We start from the raw sequence: 21,718 nt of genomic DNA on the forward strand, positions 1-21,718 counted from the left end.
GAGACTAAACTAAATATCATGCCTGCAGAAGCCAGCCCGTTAAAAGTTACTATTCAAGACAGCATCAAAGATGCGATGCGCGCCAAAGACAAAGAACGTCTTGCAGTGTTACGTCAAATTTCAGCTGCCATCAAGCAAGTTGAAGTAGATAACCGGGTTGACCTTTCTGACGATGATATTGTCGTTATCCTGACCAAAATGATCAAACAACGTCGTGAAGCATTAGAACAATACGAAAATGCTTCTCGTGCGGATTTGGCGGATATCGAAAAGGCTGAACTCGTGGTCATTGAAGAGTTTATGCCTGAGCAACTCTCTGAAGAAGAAATTGCGCAAGCTATTCAATCAGCCATTGATGAAGCGGGTGCAAGTAGCATTAAAGACATGGGCGCAGTCATGAATGTGTTGCGACCAAAAATTCAAGGCCGTGCTGACATGGCCGCAGTAAGTGGACAAGTTAAATCAGCGTTGAGCAATTAAAACAGCCACGCTGCCGTATCTCATCAAGATATGGTTAATATTTACAGCAAATTTCAGCCATAATAACTAATATGGCTGGTCAAATACCCCCACAATTCATTGATGAGTTGCTAGCCCGGGTCGATATCGTCGATATCATTGATACCCGGGTTGCACTGAAGAAAGCAGGCAAGAATTTGCATGCCTGCTGTCCTTTTCATAATGAAAAAACCCCCTCGTTTACAGTCAGTCCGGATAAGCAGTTCTATCACTGCTTTGGTTGTGGAGCCCATGGCACGGCGATAGGGTTTCTGATGGAATATGATCAGTTAAGCTTTCCTGAAGCTATTCAGGAATTGGCTGATCAGGTTGGCATGACCGTGCCTACCACGCAAAATGTTTCACAATCACCTCAGCAGAAAAACCTTTATGACCTGATGGACAAGGTCAGTCAGTTTTATGTCCATCAATTACAAACGCATCCAGACAGACAGGTTTTTGTCGATTATTTAAAGTCCAGAGGCTTATCCAAAAACACCATAGAGACCTTTGGAATCGGTATGGCGCCCGATGGCTGGGATAATGTTTTAAAGACATTTGGTTCATCTCAGACACTGGTGAAACAGCTTCTCGATACTGGCCTGCTAATCAAAAATGATGCTGGGCGGACCTATGACCGTTTTCGTCATCGATTGATGTTTCCTATTCGCGACAGACGGGGTCGTGTTATCGGTTTTGGTGGTCGGGTGTTGGATGACTCAACGCCAAAATACCTTAACTCGCCGGAAACACCGATCTTCCATAAGGGCACTGAGTTATACGGTCTCTATCAAGCGAGAAAGCAAAATCGTAAACTCGAACGCATACTGATTGTAGAAGGCTATATGGATGTGATTGCATTAGCCGAACACGGCATAACTAATGCTGTTGCAACATTAGGTACCGCTACCACCCCAGATCACTTGCGACAGTTACTTCGAACAGCGCCCGAAGTCGTTTTTTGCTTTGATGGGGATCGTGCAGGCAGAGAAGCGGCCTGGCGAGCGGCCGAAAATGCCCTTCCTATGTTAGGAGGTAATCAGCAACTTAAGTTTATGTTCCTGCCAGATGGTGAAGATCCCGATAGTATGGTACGAAAACACGGTGCTGAAGCATTTGAGTCAGAAGTCTTACACGCACAAAATTATTCTGATTTTTTCTTTGCATGGCTAACTGAGAAAGTCGAGCTGGGATCAATGGATGGGCGTGCAAGACTTGTCGAGATAGCAAAGCCTTATCTTAAACATGTTCCGGCGGGGGTTTACAGAGATATGCTGGAGCAACGCCTAGCGGAATTGAGCCAGACGAATATGGCGACGCTAAATCGTCATATTGAAAAACCAGCACAGAAACAGCAACGCCCAGCCAAAAAACAAACTATGGCGACAATGACGCCACTCAGGCTGGCTATTAGCATTCTTTTACAATATCCGATTCTGGCGCGTGAAATTGATGACACATCGTCAATTAGTTCACTTGATTTACCTGGCGTTAATATTCTTAAAGAATTGCTTGAAACTCTTCATGAGCATCCCCATCTAACTACTGCGGCACTTCTAGAACGTTGGCGTAACAGGGAAAATAGTGCGCATCTTCAGAAACTAGCGCTGCAAAGTTTGAGTCTATCGGCAGATGAACTGAAGTACGAGTTGCTCGGTATTTTTTCGCAACTGCAAAAACAGGCAAAACAACAACGACGAATTTATCTCGAGTCAAAGCCGCTCAGTGAATTAACTGAGGCTGAAAAAGCAGAATTACGGTTATCTCAGAGCTAAATGTTTATGTTAATTTGATGCAATAAATTTGTCATTTCAGTATAATGAAGTGTTCACGTCTATATAGCGTCACAGGGTTAAAGGGGCTGCATGAAAGATCAACAATCACGCGTTAAGGAACTGATCGCCTTAGGTAAAGAACGTGGTTATCTCACTTATGGTGAGATTAATGATCATCTTCCGGAAGATTTGGTAGATGCTGATCAGGTCGAAGATATTGTCAGCATGTTCAGTGACCTCGGTATTATGGTCCATGAAGATGGCATGGATACCGATGAAATGGAGCGTCTTGCTGAAGCGGTTTCGTCAAACGACGAAGTTTCAGATGAAGAAGCTGCTGCTGTTCTAGCAAGCTCTGATGGCGAATTTGGTCGAACCACTGATCCAGTACGTATGTACATGCGCGAAATGGGCTCGGTAGAACTACTGACCCGGGAAGGGGAAATTGTCATTGCGAAACGCATTGAAGCAGGCTTACGTGAAAGCTTGATGATGCTTTCGACATATCCAGCCTGTATTTCATCCTTTTTAGAATTGTATGACGCCGTCGAAGCGGGTGAAATGCGTCTGAACGAGTTGATAAAAGGCTTTGTTTCTGCAGAAGAGCTCGTGGAAGAACATGATGATCTGAGTGATACAGATGATGACACAGATGATGATTCAGATAGTGATTCAGATGATGATGACGATGATGATTCTGTGGATAACGTCAGCGATGACGATGACTCTGGTGAAATTGATCCTGAAGAAGCACGTGTTCGTTTTGAAGCATTAAAAGAAAGCTTTAATGCCTACCTGAAAGCAGAAGGTGAAGAGGCTGAGGCATCACGTGAGCAAGCCAGTGCACAGTTTATGGAGTTTAAACTTACTCCTAAAACATTGGCTTACCTGAATGATCTGATGAGCGAAACAGTCAACGAAATCCGTAATCAGGAAAGAATTATTATGGATATCGTGGTAGAACAAGCCCGCATGAATCGCCGTGATTTTATCGATTCATTCCAAGGCAATGAAAGTAATGTCAATTGGGCTGATAAACATATCAGAGCGAAAAAACATTACTCTTCTACCATCAAGAAACATCATGATGAAATTATCGCTGCACAGTCAGTTTTAGCTGAGATTGCAGAAAGCCGTGGCATGTCAATTTCTGAAATAAAAGAAATTTCACGTCAAATGTCGATCGCAGAAGCAAAAGCTCGTCGTGCGAAGAAAGAAATGGTTGAGGCGAATCTTCGTCTGGTTATTTCTATCGCGAAAAAATATACTAACCGTGGTTTACAGTTCCTGGACTTAATTCAGGAAGGTAATATCGGCTTGATGAAAGCTGTTGATAAGTTTGAATATCAACGTGGTTATAAGTTTTCAACCTATGCCACCTGGTGGATTCGTCAGGCGATAACCCGATCTATTGCGGATCAGGCTCGTACGATTCGTATTCCTGTACATATGATTGAAACAATTAACAAATTGAATCGTGTTGCACGTCAGATGTTACAGGAAATGGGCCGTGAACCTACTCCTGATGAGTTGGCAGAACGTGTTGATATGCCAGAAGATAAAGTACGTAAAGTGCTGAAAATTTCTAAAGAACCAATTTCGATGGAAACACCGATTGGTGATGATGAAGATTCGCACTTAGGCGACTTTGTTGAAGATGTGAATGTGATTTCACCTTCAGATTCTGCGATAATAGAAGGCTTGCGTGAAGCGACTCAAGGTGTATTAAACGGCTTAACAGAAAGAGAAGCAAAAGTATTACGTATGCGTTTTGGTATTGATATGAATACCGATCATACGCTGGAAGAAGTCGGCAAACAGTTTGATGTAACGCGTGAACGTATTCGTCAGATTGAAGCGAAAGCATTACGTAAACTACGCCATCCTTCACGTTCTGATCAATTACGAAGCTTCCTGGATTCAGAAGGTTCGTAAGTTAGTCAAAAGGGCCTATAGCTCAGTTGGTTAGAGCAGTGGACTCATAATCCATTGGTCCTAGGTTCAAGTCCTAGTGGGCCCACCAATACAATCAAAGCCTTGTTACCAGTCAGGTATCAAGGCTTTTTTATTGCTCCATGTTTGATAAATAATTCACACAATATTGATTATCATCATTTATAAGTCAGATGTAGTTGTGAAGCCAACAAACTGTTGGCACAGTATGAATATATTTCTTGTATGAGAGTGCTTATGGATGATGAATTGGGCTTGTCAGATATTAGAACGAGCTATCAAAAAGGCTCTCTTGAGGAGCAGAAGAGTGCAGATGAGCCATTAAGTCAGTTTAAGGCGTGGTTAGCTGAGGCTTTAGATAAAGACGTTAATGAAGCCAATGCAATGACGCTAGCGACTGTCGGTGAGCACGGACGGCCATCAAGTCGACCAGTATTGATTAAAGGCTTTGATGAAAAAGGTCTAGTGTGGTTTACCAATTATCTGAGCCGGAAAGGACATCATTTAGCCATTAATCCATTTGCTTCATTACAGTTCTTCTGGCCAGAGTTAGAACGCGTTATTCGAATTGAGGGCAAGGTTGAGAAGCTCGAACCTGTTGAGTCGGATCGATATTTTGCATCAAGACCCCTGACTCATCGGATTGGTGCTTGGGCCTCCCCACAAAGCCAGGTGATTGATAATCGAAAAGTGATTGTAGAACAAGCAGCCAAATATGCATTGAAGTATGGCTTAACGCCCCCTCGGCCAGAACATTGGGGTGGTTACAGGTTGGTGCCGGATTATTGGCAGTTCTGGCAGGGCAGGCAAAGCCGCTTGCATGATCGCATTTCATATAAACTAAGCGCTGATAATCAGTGGATAAAACAACGCTTGGCACCATAAAATCATCAGAAAATGTGAGCTAGCGCATACTTTGCCGTGTTTGAATTTAACTTTTTTGATAGGTTGACGTTAGCATGATTGTGAGTTGATTGGTTTCAGTTCTCACGTTTATTGCTCCTTCTAATTAGTTAAGCTAGCTTTTTACCTAGCTTTTTTTTGTCATAAGTTTTTTGGGCAAAAAAAGCCCCAATTAAGGGGCTGAGAGTAAAAAACAAATAGGATAGGGCGATTAATAATTTTTATTTTCTGATGCCGAGTCTTCGATAGCATCGCCAGCAGACTCAACATCTTTACCAACACCTTCCATCGTATTACAGGCTGATAAAAATAGCGTTAAGGTTAATGGAATTAATAAAGCTGTAAGTTTCATAATTATCTCCTAGTATCCTCGTTTAGAGGGTTTAGTTAGTCTGGTCCAGTCTGGATAGGTTTCAAGGTAGGTTCTATCAAAACCAGATAGGTCAATTAAACCTTCCAGATTGTTAATTTCGATTTGTCCGTTTTTATTATCAATTAAACCTAAATCACGTAGGTGTTTAAATGTTCGACTGACGTGTACTGACGAAATACCAAGTGTATCTCCAATAACACTCTGGTTCATGGGTAGATGAAATTCACATGCACGCTGATTTAGTCTCACCTTCATTTCGACAATAAAATGAGCTAGACGCTCAGCAGCATTTCGTCTACCGATATTGACAATTCTTTCAATCAGCATCGCTTGTTCTCTTGCCATGATCAGAAAGAATAAATCTGTCAGCCGTGGAGACTTTTCAAAAATCTCTGTCAATCTTTGTTTTGGGAACGGGCAGGCTTCAATGGGTGTTAAAGCCCTGAACTCAGTCAGTGAATGACTGAGACCAATTTCCCGAAGACCTAAAATCTGGCCTGGCAAGAAAATATCAAGAATTTGCCGTTGACCATCGGCCATGGTTTTTATGGCACAAGCCCAGCCAGACCTCAGAGTATAAAAACGATCACTGTACTCACCAGCAAAGGCTAATCTCTCACCAGAGTCAAACTTGCGAGCATCTCTTTCGAGAGCTGCAAGAAGGTTTATTTCTGACTCTGATAATTCAACCATTTTTTCAAACTGGTGAACAATACAACTATCTGCATCGCTGATAACAGATTCCATGAAGACTCGCTTAAATAATGTAGTTCAAAAGAGACTTTCTTGAATAAGTGATCACCGATTAAGAATGTCTGTATTTCGTGAGAATATACGCCTACATTGGGGGGCGTCTACCAGTGATGAAGAAAATAAGAGCAAGCACTAAACCGATAACAAATAGAATCCAAGCAATATTCGTTGCAGTACCTGCAACACCACTTAAACCTAGTGCACCAGCAATAATACCGATGATTAAAAACGTCAATGCCCAACTTAACATATCTATCTTCCTTTATAGTGAATGGGAATGAATACGATATGTGTATTTCATTGCGTCGTCTTTAACATATGTTAAGGCGATAATTATAAATCAACGATAGCTTAGATTAAGAAACAGCAAAACAATGAGTATTTCCGATAAATACTTTTTTGCTTATGAACTGCTTTTAATGTCACTATGGTTGAACAAATGCAGCATAACTTTTGTCAGCATCATGGTGTAAACAATATTTTCCACCTAACTTTAAATGGAGATGTAAGTATGAAATCAATGAGTGAATCAAAATCTTTTTCAATGATCTGCCGCGCATTACTTATTATGTTTGCTTTTGCCGGAGTTGGCTTATTGGCAGCATGTGACAACGATGGTCCAGCAGAAGAAATGGGTGAAAAAATTGATAACACGGTTGAAGATGCCGGTGATGCAATTGATGATGCCGCAGACGATGCTGGTGATGCCATTGAAGATTCAGCTGATGAAGTTGAAGATGCAACGGATAAATAGTTGCCACGGAAAATAGTCTCGACGATACGTTTTAAACAAATCAACAGGAGATAAACATGGCTACACAAACGACAAATCAAGAATTACAAGAACAGCTGGATGCATTACGTAAAGATTTTGCAGAGGTTACCAGCACGCTAAAAAATCTGACATCAGAATATGCTCAGCAAGGCCAAGATAAAGTTAAGGCCGCTGCTCAACAAGCTCAACAGCAAGCTAAGGAATCACTAGCTAAAGCACAAGGCGAAGTTGAAGCGCATCCTTATACTAGTATGGCAGTAGCTTTTGGTATTGGTCTGGTGATCGGTAAAGTACTGGATAGAAAATAACGCTACCCATCCTAGCGGATAAGAAGGTAACAATGAGTCTGTTTTCAAGAATACAAATCACCACATTAGCTTATGCTCTGGCAATTATTCTGGGGTTATTTGCTTTTGGTTTTGCTGGTGTCGCAGCCTACATCGCTCTTAACGACTACTTTGAGCCACAGTTGGCTGCTCTGTTAACAGCCATTGCTTACCTTTTGCTGGCCTTACTGATTTTAGCAGTAGCAAAAATATTGAATCGCCCAGCAGAAAAAGCCTCTTTGCGTTATAGAGAGGGGCAAACGAGTGGTTATCAACAAGCCGATGAGTTACAAATGATCCTGGAAAAACTCTCCGATCCAGTGCTTGCGGATTTAATTAAAAAACATCCGGGAAAGTCTCTGGCAACGACATTGGCTGCCGGTGTGATATTTGGCTACAGTCAGGAAGCGAGAACGATCGTCAAGTCTGCTTTTAAGCAGTATTTTGATGAAACGTAATTTTTAAGCTAAATAGTTAATAAAAAAGCCTCAGTAATTTGAGGCTTTTTTATTAATATCCTTTGTTATCACTGGCACTCTTTTCCAGGGCATCACCTGCTGCACCAACGTCCTTGCCAATACCTTCCATTGTGTTACAACCACTCAGAAGTAAGACAAGACAAATAGATAATAAGACGGCGAAAGGTTTCATAAATGCTCCTACATTTTTATCAGGGCATAAAATTACCACAACTATAAAAAAATAGAGAACCCTTTTCTTGACGACGCTATCACGCTTATCACAGTAGTTTATCGATAGGAACTAATACTGTTAACAACAGTCATGTATAATAAATAATAATTAGCCAGCTAACTATGTGTGGCTGTGTTAGAAAAAATTAACTAACCATACTCGTATCAGAATTAGGATTATTCAAATGAAACTCACAATTAATGGCGAAAGCCGTCAGGTTGATGTCCCCACAGATACCCCCATTCTGTGGACACTTAGAGATGTCCTAGGTATGACGGGGACAAAGTTTGGCTGTGGTAAGGCGCTATGTGGTGCCTGTACTGTGATGCTGGATGGTCAGCCAATTCGTTCTTGTGTTACGCCGATCAGTGCTGCTGAAAACAAGAAAATCACAACCATAGAAGCGGTCTCTGAGGACAAAGTCGGCCAGGCTGTTCAAGAAGCTTGGCAGTCAATCAATGTACCGCAGTGCGGTTATTGTCAGTCAGGACAGATCGTTGCTGCTACAGCACTGCTTCGCGATAATCCTAACCCAACAGATGAAGATATTGATAATGCGATGAGTGGAAATATTTGTCGTTGTGGTACCTACACACGTATTCGGGCAGCCATCAAACAAGCAGCGCAGCAGGGGGGTAAATAATGACTGATAATAATGCTCCACAAATAGCCAACATTAGCCGTCGTAGTATTCTTAAAGGTTTCGCATTAAGTGGTCTTGTTCTGGCGGTGGGTATGCCGGCTCAGTTGTTAGCCGCTGATGAAAAGCAAAAGTATGGCCGTGATGGCATGCCAAATGGTTGGGTTGATGATCCTTTGGTCTTTGTTTCCATCGCTGAAGATGGCACCGTGACGATTGTGGCTCACCGTTCTGAAATGGGCCAAGGTGTCAGAACAAGCTTGCCGATGGTCGTTGCTGATGAAATGGAAGCTGATTGGCAGCGAGTCAAAGTGATTCAAGCGGATGGTAATGAAAAGCGCTACGGCAACCAAAACACAGATGGTTCACGTAGTATGCGCCATTTCTTTATGCCAATGCGTAATGTCGGTGCTGCAGCCAGAATGATGCTGGAAGCTGCCGCTGCGGCAATGTGGGCCGTTCCTGTTTCAGAAGTCAAAGCGAAAAAACATCAGGTTGCTCATGCTAAAACAGGTAAGACGCTTGGTTTTGGCGAGTTGGCGCAAAAAGCAGCTGAAATGGCTGTGCCTGAAAATCAAAACCTGATTTATAAGTCTGCAGACGAATTTAATTACATCGGCAAGAAAGATAATAAGCTAGTCGATGGTTTCGATATTGCCACCGGACAAACCACATATGGCATGGATGTTCGCCTCGATGACATGGTCTATGCAGTCATTGCTCATCCACCTGCTTATGGCGATACACTGAAATCATATGACGATACTGAAACATTGAAAGTACCGGGTGTGATCAAAGTTTTAACCTTACCCAGCAGCCCGCCTCCTGCAGTATTTAATCCGCTCGGTGGGGTTGTGGTAGTTGCCTCAAATACCTGGGCAGCCATTCAAGGCAGAAAAAAATTATCTGTTGAGTGGAATGCCGGTCCTAACCGTGAATATGATTCAGCCAAGTTCCGCGAAACATTACAGGCTTCTTCCAAACAGAAAGGTGGCAAAGTCATTCGTAGTAAAGGTGAAACCTATAATGAATTAGCGAATGCGAGTTCTACCATCTCTGCGGATTATTATATTCCTCACCTGGCTCAGGCCCCGATGGAGCCGCCAGCTGCGACGGCACGAATTGTGGATAATGTGTGTGAGATTTGGACTGCTACACAAAACCCACAAGCGGGTGTCGATACGGTCGCAAAATGGTTAGAAGTAAAACCTGAGCAAGTTAAGGTGAACGTGACGCTGCTTGGTGGTGGTTTTGGCCGCAAATCTAAACCTGATTACCTTGTCGAAGCCGCGTTAATTTCTAAAGCCTTAGGAGGGCAAGCTGTTAAAACGGTATGGACGCGTGAAGATGATATTCAACACTCTTATTTCCACACCGTTTCTGCCGAACATTTAGAAGCTGGTTTTGATGAAAGTGGTAATGCAACGGCCTGGTTACATCGCACAGTTGCACCAACTATCGCTTCTACTTTTGCGAAAGATGCTAAAAATGAAATGCCGATGGAATTAAGCATGGGCGTTGTGAATATTCCATTTGATGTGAAGAATATTCAAATTGAAAATCCTGAAGCAGCTGCACATACTCGTATTGGTTGGTACCGTTCCGTCTCTAATATTCCGCATGCTTTTGCGATTCAGTCATTTATCGCTGAGATGGCGCATCAGCAGAAAAAAGATCATAAAGACTTTTTACTGTCATTGATCGGTCCTGATCGTGAAATTGATCCGGCCTCATTAAAAGATGATTGGAATTATGGTGAGTCGCCAGAGGCATACCCTCTCAATACAGCACGTATGAAAGGCGTGATTAACATGGTCACCGAAAAAGCGAATTGGGGTAAAACCTTGCCGAAAGGTTCGGGACAGGGTTTAGCCGTTCACTATAGTTTCGTGACGTATGTTGCGACGGTAGTGGAGGTCGTTGTTAATGACGATGGTGAGGTCAGCATACCGAGAATCGATGTGGCTGTTGATTGTGGCCCACAGGTGAATCCTGAACGTATCCGCTCTCAGATTGAAGGGGCATGCGTTATGGGCGCAAGTTTAGCCATGACAAGTGAAATCACCTTCAAAGATGGTGTTACCGTTCAGGACAATTTTGATGGTTATCAGGTCACTCGTATGGATGCAGCACCAAAAGAAATCCATGTTCATCTTGTACCGGCAAAAGATTTTAATCAGTCATTAGGTGGGGTTGGTGAACCGGGTATGCCTCCGGTCGCACCGGCAATATGTAATGCGATTTTTAATGCCACTGGTAAACGTATCCGTGAATTACCGATACGTTATCAGCTCGAGTCCTAGTCGTATGACCGGGCATGATCTGAATGTGCTCAGACAGCTACTGAGCTGGCAGCAAGAAGGGCATAAGGTCTGGCTAATTACGGTGGTTGGAACCTATGGCTCCAGCCCCCGCCAACCGGGGTCGATGTGTGCCCTACGCAGTGATGGTTTGTTGGTTGGATCAGTGTCTGGTGGTTGCATAGAGGATGATCTGGTGTCTTTAGTTAAACAGCATCAGCTCTCTAGTTCATCTGCCGCGCTTAAAATCTATGGCGCTAATCAGGAAGAGCAGCTACGGTATAAACTTCCTTGCGGTGGTCAGCTCAGATTATTGATAGAGCCTGTGCTTGATAAGGCTTGGCTGGAAGAGGTGGTAACGGCGATTGAGTCTCAGAAGTTAATAAAGAGACAGGTCACGTTGGACTCGTTACAGGTAACTTGCACTGATGCCATCAGTCATGAACCTGTTGTTAGTGAGCAGGAAGGCTTACTGTCGTTTGTTTACGGACCAAGGTTGCGTCTATTAATCATTGGTGCAGCAGAAACGTCATTCTATCTGGCAAATATGGCTACGGCACTGGATTACCAGGTGTTTGTCTGCGATCCCAGACCAGAAATGCAGGAAACCTGGCAACATGAACAGAGCACTTTACTCACCATGATGCCTGATGATGCGGTAGTGTCCCTGCAGCCTGATTTGAATACGGCGGTGGTGGCGTTAACACATGATCCTAAGTTAGACGATATGGCATTGTTGGAGGCCCTAAAATCAGCAGCGTTTTATGTTGGTGCTTTAGGAGCCAAAACCAATAATGATAAACGCAGGGAAAGACTGAAATTATTTGATCTCACCCAACAAGAAATAGACCGCTTACATGGTCCGGTTGGTTTACAGATAGGCAGTAAAACCCCTGCCGAGATCGCAGTAGCGATTTCTGCTGAGTTGATTGCCGTTCGTCGCGACAGAATACATACACCACAACTTACGTCATCCGTTGATAAGGTGACAGTTTAACGGTGGAAACGGCAGAGATTGCTGCGGTTATTCTCGCTGCCGGTAAATCATCGCGCTTTGGTGCAGATAAGCTGCTGACGGAAGTTGGATATAAAGGTGTGAGACAGCCGCTGATATTGCATGCTTTAGCGCCATGGTTAGAGGTGTTTGAGCAAATTCACCTCGTCACGCCAATAAATAACCAAGAGCTATTAGGAGTATGTCGATCCGTGGCAGGCCGGGTTAACTTTATCAAAGCTGATAAGTCCGGTTTAGGAATGGGGCATTCACTCGCCGCCGGGATTCAAGCCACTCAGCAAGCAAAGGGATGGTTAATTGGTTTGGCAGATATGCCGATGATAACATCCGACATACTGCAGTTATTAGTTAGTGAGTTAAAACAGGGAGCGGCTATATCAGCTCCCTTTTATCATGGCAAACGAGGGCACCCAGTCGCATTCTCCAACCAATATCGAGATGATTTGATGCAACTTACAGGCGATGTAGGTGCTAAAACAATAGTGCAAGCTCATGAAACACTGGTACAGGCAGTGAATATTGATAGGCCGTCGATATTCATTGATATTGATACTCAAGCTGATATTTCACTACTGCAGTAAGCTGCATGATAGTCTCAGAGACTTAATGATTGATAGATAATAACTTTTGAAAGAAGTCGTTCAAGTAAAAGAGATTAAATCGCTCAATTTTCACAGGCTTTAACTTACAGTTATTTTTTTCCATGAATTCCTGAAGTTGTAACTGCTTGTTGGGACTGTAGGAAACGGGTTTGCCGGTTAAGGCGTAGAGAATACCTGATTCGGTGAGGGCTGATCCTTGCCGTGTTTTCACATCATAATGATAGTCGATAATTTTTTGAGTGATCACATAGAAATTATAGTGGCTGGAGAAACCAAAAATATGCCTGTCTTTGGTTTCCTCGACTTCAACTATGCCCCAGTCTGAGATTACTCCACACTCTGATAATGATCTGGCTTCCAAAACACGTCCCTTGTGTAAAATTGTGAAATACCTAACATAAATTTAACAGCTTCATTAATTGATAACAACGTCTTAAATTTCCAAATTTATCAAAAGACTAGTCATATTATGGTCATCACATTTTTTTGATAACGAATATAGAAAATAGGCTGGAATGAACAGGAGAGAGATTATGAAAAAATATGTGTGGCTGGGATTATTAATGGCATTTTCATCTATGGTTCATGCTAAAGATTGTCCGGCTTATTTTGATTACGATTTACCGAAACTGCACTCAAATGACACCGTAAATCTATGTGAGATCGCTAAAGACAAGGTCTTATTGGTGGTAAATACCGCCAGTCATTGTGGGTTTACTCGCCAATTTGGTGGTTTGGAAAAGTTACATGAGCAATATAAGGATAAAGGACTGTTTGTTATTGGTTTTGCCAGTAACGATTTTGATCAAGAAGCTAAGACAGAAGAAGAGGCAGCCAGAATCTGTAAAGAAAACTTTGGTGTAAGTTTCACCATGGTGGCACCTAGCTATGTCACTGGTCCGCGTGCCAACCCGATTTTCATGGAGATAAACAAACAAAGTCAGGCACCGGACTGGAATTTTAACAAATACATTATCGATGCCGATGGCCATGTGTTAGAACACTTTCCAAGTGCTGTAGAGCCGGATGATGCCAGTCTAGTAGAAGCTATCGAGTCACTTGTTAAAAAAGATTAAACAGTCCATACATTTGCTGGGTAGCCTGTATTTATTAAATAAATCAGTAACGACATCATTACATTAGTGATAATCATACTTTGTTGTTATGATTAGCAAATATTGTTATGACGTTAGGGATGGCTGGAGTTAAGGATGTCTATTGGTTTTCGGCTGGTTATTACCAGTTTATTGGGTTTAGCACTGTCTGCTTGTAGCACGATTCATGATGCTATTGGTCCTGATACTCCCCGCTCAGATTTACGTGAGTCATTACAAGCACCTCTAACCATTTCAGATAGTGGTTCTCCCTTTTGTCATGAAGAGATGGTGGTTACTACAACACCTAAAGTTATTCGTACCCCTGAACCATATCACGCAACGCTCTATTTTGAGCTCGACAAAACCACTTTCACACCCGACTCATTACGCGAATCCGTTAAGATCTATAAAGCGGTTTTAGAAAGAAGAAATCGTCATATTGAAGTCGTTGGCTATACTGATACACTCGCTTCTTCACAATATAACGATAAATTATCCAAACGCCGTGCTGAAAAAGTCGCACAGGATTTGATCAACGCTGGTGTGGACGAATCTCGTATTTCTACAGTAGGTAAAGGCGAAACAGTTTTGAAAGTGCCTACACCTGATGAGACTGATGAAGTGAGTAACCGCCGGGTCGAAATTGATGTTCGTTAATTTCTGGAGTAATTAGAAAAATGGTCTTATCACGATTTTCTACTATTTTTGCTGCCTGTCTTGCAGCGATAGCGAGCACAAATATTGCGGCGGAAACCATACAGGAAGCGGTGGATGCAACACTAAAACAAAACCCTGAAGTCTTGGCAGAAGCCAATCGTCGTTACAGTGTTGATAAGACGGTTGATCAAGCTAAAGCAGGTTATTATCCTCGGGTGGATTTAACGTTGGGCATCGGTTACGAGCGCACGAAAAACCCGGCAACGCGCCCCGATCATGAATCGCTGAATCGTGGTGAAGCTGAAATTAAAGCAACGCAGATGCTTTATGATGGATTTGCCACTAAAAGTGCTGTAGAGCAAAGTCAGGCTCAAGCGGATGCTGCTGGTTATGATGTCACAGATAAGGCAGAAACGATCGGTCTTAACACCGTACAGAGTTATCTCGATGTACTTAAACGCCAACAGTTATTGGAAGAAACACAAGAAAGTCTGGAGCAGCACGAAAAAATCTTCGACAAAATTAAACTCAGAACAGAAGCCGGAGTGGGTAATCGTTCTGATCTTGACCAGACTACTGGTCGAGTGGCCCTGGCTCAAGCGAATTTACGTTCCACAGAAGGCAATTTGCAGGACGCAAAAACACGCTATCAGCGTTTGGTGGGTCATGCACCTGAATCCTTAACTGATCCCGGTAAGTCATGTTGTGATACTGCGCCCGCTGCTGTCGAGGATGCATTACAAATTGCTTACAGACAACATCCTTCATTATGGGCGGCAATGGCGAAACATGAGGCCTCACTAGCTCAGGAAGAAGGGGCTAAAGCGCCGTTTCATCCTCAAGTGAATGCGGAGCTGAGTACGCGAGCAGACAATAATCTGGATGGCACACGTGGTCATGAGAAAGAAGCTCAGGCCATGATTCGAATGGATTACAACCTGCTCAATGGTGGTGCCGATAAAGCGCGTATCGAAGAGACGAAGTATCTAAGTGAACAAGCAAAACAAAATGCGGAGATTATCAAACGCAATGTTGACCGTGATGTACGTCTGGCCTGGATTAATGTAGAAACACTGTCAAGACGATTACCTATCCTCGAACAACGTAAGATTGCTGCAGAAAAAACGCGGGATGCGTATTTCGAACAGTTTAATGTAGGCAGAAGAACATTATTAGATTTACTGGATACAGAAAACGAATTATTGACGGCCAGAAACGATTACACCAATGCTTATTATGATCATATTTATGCCTGTTACTGGTTATCAGAGACGATGGGTAGGCTGATGGAAAGTTTGTCTGTGGAAGCACCAGAGGCGGCCATTGTTGTAGCTCAACCTGAAACGACTGAGTCACCACAATAAGTTAGATACCAGCTGGCTTAGCCAAGCAAGACATTAGCAGCTTGGCTTACCGCCATTAAATTGTCATATAAGTCGAATATGATGAGCGTTTTTCGCGAATATAGGCATGCTCATCAACCGACCCTTGGGGTTCCCTCCTGCTGCACACCTGTTTCTTTATCTGTTACCTGCGTTATTGCTGTTTTCGCGGGCAATAGCTGATGTAACTGTGGTACTCGTAGCGATTGCCTTTCTTATCTTCAGTTTTAAAAAATGTGATTGGGATTGGGTAAAACAGCCCTGGTTTTTAGCAATCTTGCTGTTTAATGCTTACCTTCTTGTCGTCAATCTGCCTTTGAGTAGTGATTCATCTGAAAGCTTGAAGTATGTGCTTACTTTTATAAGATGGCCTTTATTTGCAGTAGCTTTGTCATACTGGGTTTTCAGTGATGCTAAAAAAAGACAGCGCTTTCTTATTAGTTTATTGCTGACTATGCTGCTTATTATTGCCGACACATTACGGCAATATTTTTTTGATGTTGACTGGTTTGGTATAGAGCGCTTTTCTGACACTCGTTTAACAGGTCCATTCCGTAGTCCTATTCCAGGCACGATGTTACTGAGACTGTGGTTTATCGCCTTATTTGCTGCCTTTTTTATCCCACTTTTTAAATCGTCTGTTTTACGGCAATTAACGTTTCTGATGGTGGCGATGGGAAGTGGTTTTGTTTTTACCTTCCTAACGGGGGAGAGAATGGCACTCATCTTGTTCAGCTCAGGCTGTGTCATCGTTTTTATCGCCATGTTACTGGAATATAAACAATACAAACAAAGCTTACTGCTTATGCTGGCTATGCTTGGTATCACATTGATGATCACCTTATTTTTATCACCTGAGATGTTTGAGAGAAGTATCGTGAGCATCGGTTCAAAGCTCTCAACATTTGCTGAATCAGATTATGGCAGCGTGTTTAAGGCGGCCTGGCAGGTGTGGCGGGACAACTGGTGGTTGGGTAGTGGTTTACATACCTATCAAACAGTATGTGAACAACAGCAGTTACTCATAGACAGCGGCCTGATGTGTACGCATCCGCATAATTTGTATTTGCAGTTAGGTGCAGAGACCGGTGTCATCGGCTTAGGTTTATTTTTGTTTATGCTGTATTTGCTATACAAACATGTCTTAGGCCCATTATTGGCTGAGCGTCAGTGGATAAAGGCCGCTTTGAGTTTTTCGGTATTAACGGTGAGTTTTTGGCCGCTCACTGGAGGCATCAGCGTTCTGAGTAACTGGGTGGCGGCACTGGTATGGTTAGGGGTTGCCTGGGTGTTAGCTATATCCTCGGTAGATAGCTCAGAACCCGATCGACGCTTAACTGATGTAAATCGTTGACTTGCAGAGCCTGAAATTGACCTCGCTCAATTTCAGAGCGGCTCACAGAGGTTGTTGGTCCGAATAAAGCGAGACCGGGGCGGCCGAGGCATGAAGCGATATGACTGGGGCCGGTATCATTACCGATGATATAACTAGCCTCTTTCAAAATGCCTGCCAGTTCAAACCAATTGAATAAGTCGTCTTTGCTGTTAGGGCTATAACCGGACAGCTTCGCTGCCATATCTAATTCATCGGGACCTAATATATTCACTACTCCATAACCGAGCTCGATAAGTGCTTTTGATAAGGCGGGATAGTATGGCCAACGCTTTTCTTTATGCTGAGCCGAGCTACCGGGAATAAGTGCAATATATGGCTTGTAAATCGGGTATTTGCTCAATGTTTCGGATGTTTTTTCAACCATCCAGCTAACGTTTGGTGATAAGGCATAATGATGAGGGATGTCTGATTCGGTGAGTAACTGTACTAAGCCTTTTAGTCCTGATTCTGGCGCGGCCTTTGTGCGTCGACTTATCCACCTCAGCTTAGGTAAAAAGAAGCGCTGATATAAGGCACTGCGATCAGAGTTCTGTAAATCAATAATAAGATCAAACTGTTCATTAATCAGTTGCTTACGAAGCTTCCACTGCTGCTGTACATGACGAAGAGGCAGTCTGTCGTCGATGATGATGCGATCAACGTAGGGAGAACGTTGCATTAACGACTTATACCGAGACATGGTTAATAAAACAATTTCTGCCCGTCTAAAGTATTGGCGAATGTCGCGGAATATCCCATCTGCCTGGATAAGATCACCAAACGCACCGTGTTTGATAAGCAATAATTTGCCAGCCTGCGTCATAAGCTAAGCGTCGGTTAATGCTTGATAAACAGCAAGCGTATTTTCTGTCATGGCTTCCAGTGTCATAGCTTGATGAGCAAATACAATCGCCTTCTGCATCAGTCTTTGCCAATGAGCTGGGTTTTCCAGAAGACTTTCTAAGCGTCGACGAAAGGCTTTGCTATCAGCGATAGGGACAATTAAAGTTTTATCCAGCACTTCATTAGCAACCGGAACATCTGTTGATAAAATTGGCATATTTAACAGTAATGCTTCGCTACACACATAGGAGAAACCTTCTCGTCTGGAACTGATTAACACGCCATCACAGGACTGCATCAGTGAACTGACATCAGGTCGGTAGCCCGTTAGATGACAGTGTGTATGAGGGGATAGCTCCTGAATTTGTTTTTGTAGGCGATGTCTTTCCTTGCCTTCACCAATAATGAGTAAGTTCAAGTGCAGGCCGTCTATGGCCTCCAGCAATAAATCAAAACCTTTTGCTTCAACCAAACGACCAACAGCACATAATGTGGGTAAGTCAGGATTCAGCCCAAACTCTTCATACAGATTAATCTTTTTTACCTTTGGCGGTGAAATGCCATTGTAGACAGTCACTGCATTCGGGGTATTCAACTGAGAGCGTAGCGTGTTACTAACCGCGATAGCTTGATCCAGCTTGGCGTAATCTTTTACTTTGCTTTTGATGTTGTGCAGTGTTCCCACGGTTTTTGCTGAATGGAAATAGCGACATTTATTTAACACCGCCGTCGCTTTATTGGCCTGGGCATGCACAATATCGGCATGGGAGCGATGGATGAAATACAGCACCTTTAACCAAAGCCATGGATTATTTCGGCTTAGACGGGCATTTACCGGAAAACGCTGTATTTGCTCAGGTAAGGTATCTAAAAACTGAGGATCAGCAATAACGCTGACCGTGTGCCCGGCTTTATTGAGGCTAATACAAAGTTCGCGAACATGTTTTTCCAGCCCACCCTCACCTCTGCTTAATAGGATCTGACAGATATTCACGATGCGGCGCTTTGCTGTAAAACGCGTTTATAGACTGATAGTGTGGTATCCAACATGGATTGCAAAATGAATGGATGGGATTCCGGCACCGTGGGTGGGGCAAGTAACCATTTCGTCGCTAAGCTGACAGCTGCGGCTTTATCTCCGGTGCTCACTCTGCCTTCTGGTAACACTGTCGAAAGTTGTTCTTCTACGCCGCCATGCGCATAGGCAATAACGGGTACACCCAGGCTCAATGCTTCAATGGTCACTCGCCCAAAGGCTTCAGGCTGCAGTGATAGTGACATCACTAAATTTGAAATAGACATAATTTCTTTCAGATCACTACGGTGACCAATGAAGCTGATATCGTTGATTACACCAAGTTCTGCCGCACGCTGCTGGAGTTCAGCTAAAAAGGCGGACTTTCCTTTTTTAGTTTCACCCACGATAAGTCCGTGAACATCTGAATAATATTTTTTGAGTTCAGCGATAATCTCAATAAAATCCGCCTGACCCTTCCAGCGTGTAATACGTCCAGGCAGCGTAATTATTAGTTTTCCCTGAGTTTGTGGAAAGCTTCGATACCAATGTTTTAGCCATTCGCTATCAGGTTCAAAACCATAAGGAAAATCGCGTCTGTCTATACCTCGGTAATTGAGGGTGAGATTGTCTTTGACCCCGTAATGGGTGGTGACATAGTCGCGAATTTTTTCTGATACCACAAACACATGTTCGCCCTTGGTCATGATTCTGCTGTAGCCGTTGACAGAATAGGTGCCGTGAACAGTAGTGATGAATTTAGGTCGTGATTGTTTGGGTAAAGATTTCCAGGCGAAATAACAGACCCATGCTGGCATACGTGATCGGACATGCAAAATATCCACACGATTTTTCACCAGAAAGCGGCGCAATCGTGGAATAAGACGGAATGTGGCCAGCGATTTTCGGCCAATATTCCAGTTGATATGCTCACTCCCTTGTCTGGTGAGTTTATCAACTAAGCGTCCACCTGCAGAAATGACAAGCGAGCGATGGCCTTGGCTTGCCAGATAGTGTCCGACTTCCAATGTACCTCGCTCAACGCCACCCGATTCAAGCGCAGGTAATACCTGAACAACTGTTAAACGTTCTGCCATTAAGGATTAACTGAGCTGTGGTATTGGCAAGGTTTGAGGTTGTACCACCCCATCTAACCAGTTTTTCATGATCCAGTCTGCACAGCGTTCTGATTCCATAAATCCCGGAACAGGTTGCAGGCGGCTTTTATAATGACCCAGGCTATCGAAGCGAACCGCATAGCCATCACCGACAAGTTTGCTGAGTCCACGCGACACACGGTTATCGCGTTTAACAGGCATATTAAGAATACCGACGGCTGTTTTAGCTGTGAGTGCCTCATATACCATTGAGACAGAGTCTTCGCTTATCCAGGCGCTGTAACATGCGGCTAATTGCTGTGCTACCCAATTCCGGTCGGTTTCTTCAAACGGCACAATCGTCAGATTCTCCAGTTTGAAGCCAAGCATATGAGTGGCAAAATTTGCAGGTGTACGGGGAGAGGTGGTCAGCGTATAGTGAATGCGAGGGTTTTGTTTACAAAGCTGAGTAACCTGTGAGATGAGTTGGCTTTCGTTCCAGTCACAGTGTTTGGATGGGCCACCAATCATTATCAGACCTTCGTTTTTTTTATGCTCACCAGCGGCATGGATAGGGTTAAGCACCCCCCGGGTTTCCAACACATTCCCACCACCTTGATAATAGTCATGCTCTGGTATTAAGCTAAGATCAAAAAACGACACAGGTAAGCTGGGCTGCATCAAGACAATCGTTTGCCCGCCATACACTTTTTTTGCTGCCAGCATGTGAAGATGCGTGCGATGACCTGCTCCGACGATGAGATCAGGTAATGGCAGTCCCTGACCTGCAGGCCAGGTCGTACTCAATAAGTCAAACACAGGTTGTAGACGACCACTTACCGGAATATCAAAACTTTCACAGGGCATTTTACGTTTCAAGGCATTGACCAAACCCAAGGACTGACTTTGATGACCGGGTTTTCCATCAGTGAGCCGCCAGATAGTAATGTTTTCAGCGTTATTAGTACTCATGGTGACAGCACCTAAGATTAAATAAAAAGCAAAGTTGCCTCTGTCTAGCAAGGCGATTTGCTGTGGACTATAGGGCTGGAGTATTAAAGTTTTATGAAAATGAGAGATACTTCGCAGAAAATAAATTAGGGAGTCTTGTCTCTGGAAGCGTCAGCCGAGCTGAGTCATAGTGAGACAGCGGCATCAAAAGGAGTGAATATGATTGAGCGTGATGAAGATACATTTAGTGCGTTAAAGGAAATGGCTGAAGATGCGCAATTGAGCTCCCGTAACTACAATGACGAATTAATCGGACTCGAGTATTACAGTAATCTGACCGTATTGAGTGATGAAGAGCTGAACTTATTAGTGAGTTTATGGCATGAGAAGTATGTGACCTGCCAAAAAGAGAAACTGGCGTCGCAATGGATGGTCATCCAGATCTTCATTCTTATTTTATTGGCAATCTATGTGGCTTGGGTATCAGGGGGAATTGCTGGTACGCTGATCAGTATTGTGGGTGTTATCGCCATGATCGCTATGATTGAAGATAAGCGGGTCGCTGTTGCCAAGCGGAATTTATCTGATGCCCGCCAAGTCTATCAAACACTGGGTGAACTCAAACAAAGCAGACAACGGTCTTACGAAAAACAACAACATCCCATTTGAAAAGAATAGTTTTAAACCCGTTTTAT

At 43.4% G+C, this 21,718-nt stretch carries 25 protein-coding genes and 1 tRNA gene; 17 read left to right on the plus strand and 9 right to left on the minus strand.

The features are described 5' to 3' along the window. The first annotated feature begins 18 nt into the window (after positions 1-18). The 5 genes from QQL60_RS13440 to pdxH all read left to right on the plus strand — a co-directional run bounded on the left by QQL60_RS13440 (position 19) and on the right by pdxH (position 5,111). Positions 19-480, plus strand: a complete 462-nt coding sequence (locus QQL60_RS13440) for a GatB/YqeY domain-containing protein (protein ID WP_007144285.1) — start codon at positions 19-21, stop codon at positions 478-480. A gap of 71 nt (positions 481-551) precedes the next feature. Further along, on the plus strand, positions 552-2,273 hold the full coding sequence (gene dnaG / locus QQL60_RS13445) for a DNA primase (RefSeq protein WP_007144286.1): 1,722 nt from the start codon (positions 552-554) through the stop codon (positions 2,271-2,273). Between the two features lie 90 nt (positions 2,274-2,363). Beyond that, entirely contained in the window at positions 2,364-4,208 is a 1,845-nt protein-coding gene (rpoD, locus tag QQL60_RS13450) for an RNA polymerase sigma factor RpoD (protein WP_284723605.1), read from the plus strand. Positions 4,209-4,219: 11 nt separating this feature from the next. Next, positions 4,220-4,296 (plus strand) — tRNA-Ile (locus QQL60_RS13455). A 167-nt stretch (positions 4,297-4,463) separates the two neighbouring features. Next, positions 4,464-5,111, plus strand: a complete 648-nt coding sequence (pdxH, locus tag QQL60_RS13460; RefSeq protein WP_284723606.1) for a pyridoxamine 5'-phosphate oxidase — start codon at positions 4,464-4,466, stop codon at positions 5,109-5,111. A gap of 229 nt (positions 5,112-5,340) precedes the next feature. Here the strand turns inward: pdxH and QQL60_RS13465 are convergent, their stop codons facing one another. From QQL60_RS13465 to QQL60_RS13475, 3 genes are all read right to left on the minus strand, one after another. Beyond that, positions 5,341-5,481 (minus strand): entericidin A/B family lipoprotein, encoded by a 141-nt coding sequence (locus QQL60_RS13465; RefSeq protein ID WP_007144289.1) that lies wholly within the window; start codon positions 5,479-5,481, stop codon positions 5,341-5,343. A 9-nt stretch (positions 5,482-5,490) separates the two neighbouring features. After that, positions 5,491-6,249, minus strand: coding sequence for a Crp/Fnr family transcriptional regulator (locus QQL60_RS13470; protein WP_007144290.1), 759 nt, complete (start codon positions 6,247-6,249; stop codon positions 5,491-5,493). Between the two features lie 91 nt (positions 6,250-6,340). Further along, a complete protein-coding gene (locus QQL60_RS13475; protein WP_007144291.1) occupies positions 6,341-6,505 on the minus strand; it encodes a DUF1328 domain-containing protein in 165 nt (54 codons plus the stop codon). 261 nt (positions 6,506-6,766) lie between these two features. On the opposite strand from QQL60_RS13475, the gene QQL60_RS13480 reads away from it, so the two are divergent. The 3 genes from QQL60_RS13480 to QQL60_RS13490 are packed head-to-tail and all read left to right on the plus strand — an operon-like array spanning position 6,767 to position 7,814. Next, complete coding sequence (locus tag QQL60_RS13480) at positions 6,767-7,009, plus strand: hypothetical protein (RefSeq protein ID WP_007144292.1); 243 nt, start codon at positions 6,767-6,769, stop codon at positions 7,007-7,009. Positions 7,010-7,065: 56 nt separating this feature from the next. Then, entirely contained in the window at positions 7,066-7,338 is a 273-nt protein-coding gene (locus tag QQL60_RS13485) for a DUF883 family protein (protein WP_007144293.1), read from the plus strand. Between the two features lie 32 nt (positions 7,339-7,370). Continuing rightward, positions 7,371-7,814, plus strand: a complete 444-nt coding sequence (locus QQL60_RS13490) for a hypothetical protein (protein WP_284723607.1) — start codon at positions 7,371-7,373, stop codon at positions 7,812-7,814. A 52-nt stretch (positions 7,815-7,866) separates the two neighbouring features. Here the strand turns inward: QQL60_RS13490 and QQL60_RS13495 are convergent, their stop codons facing one another. Continuing rightward, the gene (locus tag QQL60_RS13495; RefSeq protein WP_284723608.1) at positions 7,867-8,007 is read right to left on the minus strand and encodes an entericidin A/B family lipoprotein; all 141 of its coding nucleotides are present in this window, start codon (positions 8,005-8,007) and stop codon (positions 7,867-7,869) included. A gap of 226 nt (positions 8,008-8,233) precedes the next feature. Here QQL60_RS13495 and QQL60_RS13500 point away from each other — a divergent pair, with 226 nt between their 5' ends. The 4 genes from QQL60_RS13500 to QQL60_RS13515 are packed head-to-tail and all read left to right on the plus strand — an operon-like array spanning position 8,234 to position 12,585. After that, positions 8,234-8,692: a (2Fe-2S)-binding protein gene (locus QQL60_RS13500; protein WP_007144296.1), complete on the plus strand. Its 459-nt coding sequence runs from the start codon at positions 8,234-8,236 to the stop codon at positions 8,690-8,692. After that, complete coding sequence (locus QQL60_RS13505; RefSeq protein WP_284723609.1) at positions 8,692-10,992, plus strand: xanthine dehydrogenase family protein molybdopterin-binding subunit; 2,301 nt, start codon at positions 8,692-8,694, stop codon at positions 10,990-10,992. The genes QQL60_RS13500 and QQL60_RS13505 overlap by 1 nt, the downstream gene beginning before the upstream one ends. Beyond that, positions 10,937-11,986 carry an XdhC family protein gene (locus QQL60_RS13510; RefSeq protein WP_284723610.1) on the plus strand — a complete coding sequence of 350 codons (1,050 nt, stop codon included), beginning with the start codon at positions 10,937-10,939 and terminating at the stop codon, positions 11,984-11,986. The genes QQL60_RS13505 and QQL60_RS13510 overlap by 56 nt, the downstream gene beginning before the upstream one ends. A 2-nt stretch (positions 11,987-11,988) precedes the next feature. Then, positions 11,989-12,585 (plus strand): nucleotidyltransferase family protein, encoded by a 597-nt coding sequence (locus tag QQL60_RS13515; RefSeq protein WP_284723611.1) that lies wholly within the window; start codon positions 11,989-11,991, stop codon positions 12,583-12,585. Positions 12,586-12,607: 22 nt separating this feature from the next. On the opposite strand, the gene QQL60_RS13520 is transcribed toward QQL60_RS13515, so the two are convergent. Next, positions 12,608-12,967, minus strand: coding sequence for a hypothetical protein (locus tag QQL60_RS13520; RefSeq protein ID WP_007144300.1), 360 nt, complete (start codon positions 12,965-12,967; stop codon positions 12,608-12,610). 172 nt (positions 12,968-13,139) lie between these two features. Between QQL60_RS13520 and QQL60_RS13525 the strand changes: the two genes are divergently transcribed. The 4 genes from QQL60_RS13525 (at position 13,140) to QQL60_RS13540 (ending at position 17,096) form a co-directional block, all read left to right on the plus strand. Then, positions 13,140-13,682, plus strand: coding sequence for a glutathione peroxidase (locus tag QQL60_RS13525; RefSeq protein WP_284451349.1), 543 nt, complete (start codon positions 13,140-13,142; stop codon positions 13,680-13,682). Between the two features lie 135 nt (positions 13,683-13,817). Further along, on the plus strand, positions 13,818-14,360 hold the full coding sequence (locus QQL60_RS13530) for an OmpA family protein (protein ID WP_284451348.1): 543 nt from the start codon (positions 13,818-13,820) through the stop codon (positions 14,358-14,360). Positions 14,361-14,380: 20 nt separating this feature from the next. Then, a complete protein-coding gene (locus QQL60_RS13535; RefSeq protein ID WP_284723612.1) occupies positions 14,381-15,724 on the plus strand; it encodes a TolC family outer membrane protein in 1,344 nt (447 codons plus the stop codon). Positions 15,725-15,830: 106 nt separating this feature from the next. Further along, positions 15,831-17,096 (plus strand): O-antigen ligase family protein, encoded by a 1,266-nt coding sequence (locus QQL60_RS13540; protein WP_284723613.1) that lies wholly within the window; start codon positions 15,831-15,833, stop codon positions 17,094-17,096. On the opposite strand, the gene QQL60_RS13545 is transcribed toward QQL60_RS13540, so the two are convergent. From QQL60_RS13545 to QQL60_RS13560, 4 genes are read right to left on the minus strand one after another with little or no spacing between them, the layout of a single operon-like run. Continuing rightward, positions 17,038-17,940 (minus strand): glycosyltransferase family 9 protein, encoded by a 903-nt coding sequence (locus tag QQL60_RS13545; protein WP_284723614.1) that lies wholly within the window; start codon positions 17,938-17,940, stop codon positions 17,038-17,040. The genes QQL60_RS13540 and QQL60_RS13545 overlap by 59 nt on opposite strands. Before the next feature lie 3 nt (positions 17,941-17,943). Next, positions 17,944-18,954: a glycosyltransferase gene (locus QQL60_RS13550; protein WP_284723615.1), complete on the minus strand. Its 1,011-nt coding sequence runs from the start codon at positions 18,952-18,954 to the stop codon at positions 17,944-17,946. After that, positions 18,951-20,072 (minus strand): glycosyltransferase family 4 protein, encoded by a 1,122-nt coding sequence (locus QQL60_RS13555; RefSeq protein ID WP_284723616.1) that lies wholly within the window; start codon positions 20,070-20,072, stop codon positions 18,951-18,953. The genes QQL60_RS13550 and QQL60_RS13555 overlap by 4 nt, the downstream gene beginning before the upstream one ends. Positions 20,073-20,078: 6 nt before the next feature. Next, positions 20,079-21,044 (minus strand): mitochondrial fission ELM1 family protein, encoded by a 966-nt coding sequence (locus QQL60_RS13560; RefSeq protein ID WP_284723617.1) that lies wholly within the window; start codon positions 21,042-21,044, stop codon positions 20,079-20,081. A gap of 198 nt (positions 21,045-21,242) precedes the next feature. Here QQL60_RS13560 and QQL60_RS13565 point away from each other — a divergent pair, with 198 nt between their 5' ends. Further along, entirely contained in the window at positions 21,243-21,692 is a 450-nt protein-coding gene (locus QQL60_RS13565; RefSeq protein WP_284723618.1) for a hypothetical protein, read from the plus strand. The last annotated feature ends 26 nt before the right edge of the window (positions 21,693-21,718 follow it).

Source organism: Methylophaga thalassica (assembly GCF_030159795.1).
In the GTDB taxonomy this organism is placed as follows: domain Bacteria; phylum Pseudomonadota; class Gammaproteobacteria; order Nitrosococcales; family Methylophagaceae; genus Methylophaga; species Methylophaga thalassica.

Excerpts from the sequence above, each read along its gene's own strand:
- QQL60_RS13440 (WP_007144285.1), top strand. The coding sequence starts at position 19 with ATGCCTGCAGAAGCCAGCCCGTTAAAAGTTACTATTCAAGACAGCATC.
- dnaG (WP_007144286.1), top strand. The coding sequence starts at position 552 with ATGGCTGGTCAAATACCCCCACAATTCATTGATGAGTTGCTAGCCCGG.
- rpoD (WP_284723605.1), top strand. The coding sequence starts at position 2,364 with ATGAAAGATCAACAATCACGCGTTAAGGAACTGATCGCCTTAGGTAAA.
- pdxH (WP_284723606.1), top strand. The coding sequence starts at position 4,464 with ATGGATGATGAATTGGGCTTGTCAGATATTAGAACGAGCTATCAAAAA.
- QQL60_RS13465 (WP_007144289.1), bottom strand. The coding sequence starts at position 5,481 with ATGAAACTTACAGCTTTATTAATTCCATTAACCTTAACGCTATTTTTA.
- QQL60_RS13470 (WP_007144290.1), bottom strand. The coding sequence starts at position 6,249 with ATGGAATCTGTTATCAGCGATGCAGATAGTTGTATTGTTCACCAGTTT.
- QQL60_RS13475 (WP_007144291.1), bottom strand. The coding sequence starts at position 6,505 with ATGTTAAGTTGGGCATTGACGTTTTTAATCATCGGTATTATTGCTGGT.
- QQL60_RS13480 (WP_007144292.1), top strand. The coding sequence starts at position 6,767 with ATGAAATCAATGAGTGAATCAAAATCTTTTTCAATGATCTGCCGCGCA.
- QQL60_RS13485 (WP_007144293.1), top strand. The coding sequence starts at position 7,066 with ATGGCTACACAAACGACAAATCAAGAATTACAAGAACAGCTGGATGCA.
- QQL60_RS13490 (WP_284723607.1), top strand. The coding sequence starts at position 7,371 with ATGAGTCTGTTTTCAAGAATACAAATCACCACATTAGCTTATGCTCTG.
- QQL60_RS13495 (WP_284723608.1), bottom strand. The coding sequence starts at position 8,007 with ATGAAACCTTTCGCCGTCTTATTATCTATTTGTCTTGTCTTACTTCTG.
- QQL60_RS13500 (WP_007144296.1), top strand. The coding sequence starts at position 8,234 with ATGAAACTCACAATTAATGGCGAAAGCCGTCAGGTTGATGTCCCCACA.
- QQL60_RS13505 (WP_284723609.1), top strand. The coding sequence starts at position 8,692 with ATGACTGATAATAATGCTCCACAAATAGCCAACATTAGCCGTCGTAGT.
- QQL60_RS13510 (WP_284723610.1), top strand. The coding sequence starts at position 10,937 with ATGCCACTGGTAAACGTATCCGTGAATTACCGATACGTTATCAGCTCG.
- QQL60_RS13525 (WP_284451349.1), top strand. The coding sequence starts at position 13,140 with ATGAAAAAATATGTGTGGCTGGGATTATTAATGGCATTTTCATCTATG.
- QQL60_RS13530 (WP_284451348.1), top strand. The coding sequence starts at position 13,818 with ATGTCTATTGGTTTTCGGCTGGTTATTACCAGTTTATTGGGTTTAGCA.
- QQL60_RS13535 (WP_284723612.1), top strand. The coding sequence starts at position 14,381 with ATGGTCTTATCACGATTTTCTACTATTTTTGCTGCCTGTCTTGCAGCG.
- QQL60_RS13540 (WP_284723613.1), top strand. The coding sequence starts at position 15,831 with ATGCTCATCAACCGACCCTTGGGGTTCCCTCCTGCTGCACACCTGTTT.
- QQL60_RS13545 (WP_284723614.1), bottom strand. The coding sequence starts at position 17,940 with ATGACGCAGGCTGGCAAATTATTGCTTATCAAACACGGTGCGTTTGGT.
- QQL60_RS13555 (WP_284723616.1), bottom strand. The coding sequence starts at position 20,072 with ATGGCAGAACGTTTAACAGTTGTTCAGGTATTACCTGCGCTTGAATCG.
- QQL60_RS13560 (WP_284723617.1), bottom strand. The coding sequence starts at position 21,044 with ATGAGTACTAATAACGCTGAAAACATTACTATCTGGCGGCTCACTGAT.
- QQL60_RS13565 (WP_284723618.1), top strand. The coding sequence starts at position 21,243 with ATGATTGAGCGTGATGAAGATACATTTAGTGCGTTAAAGGAAATGGCT.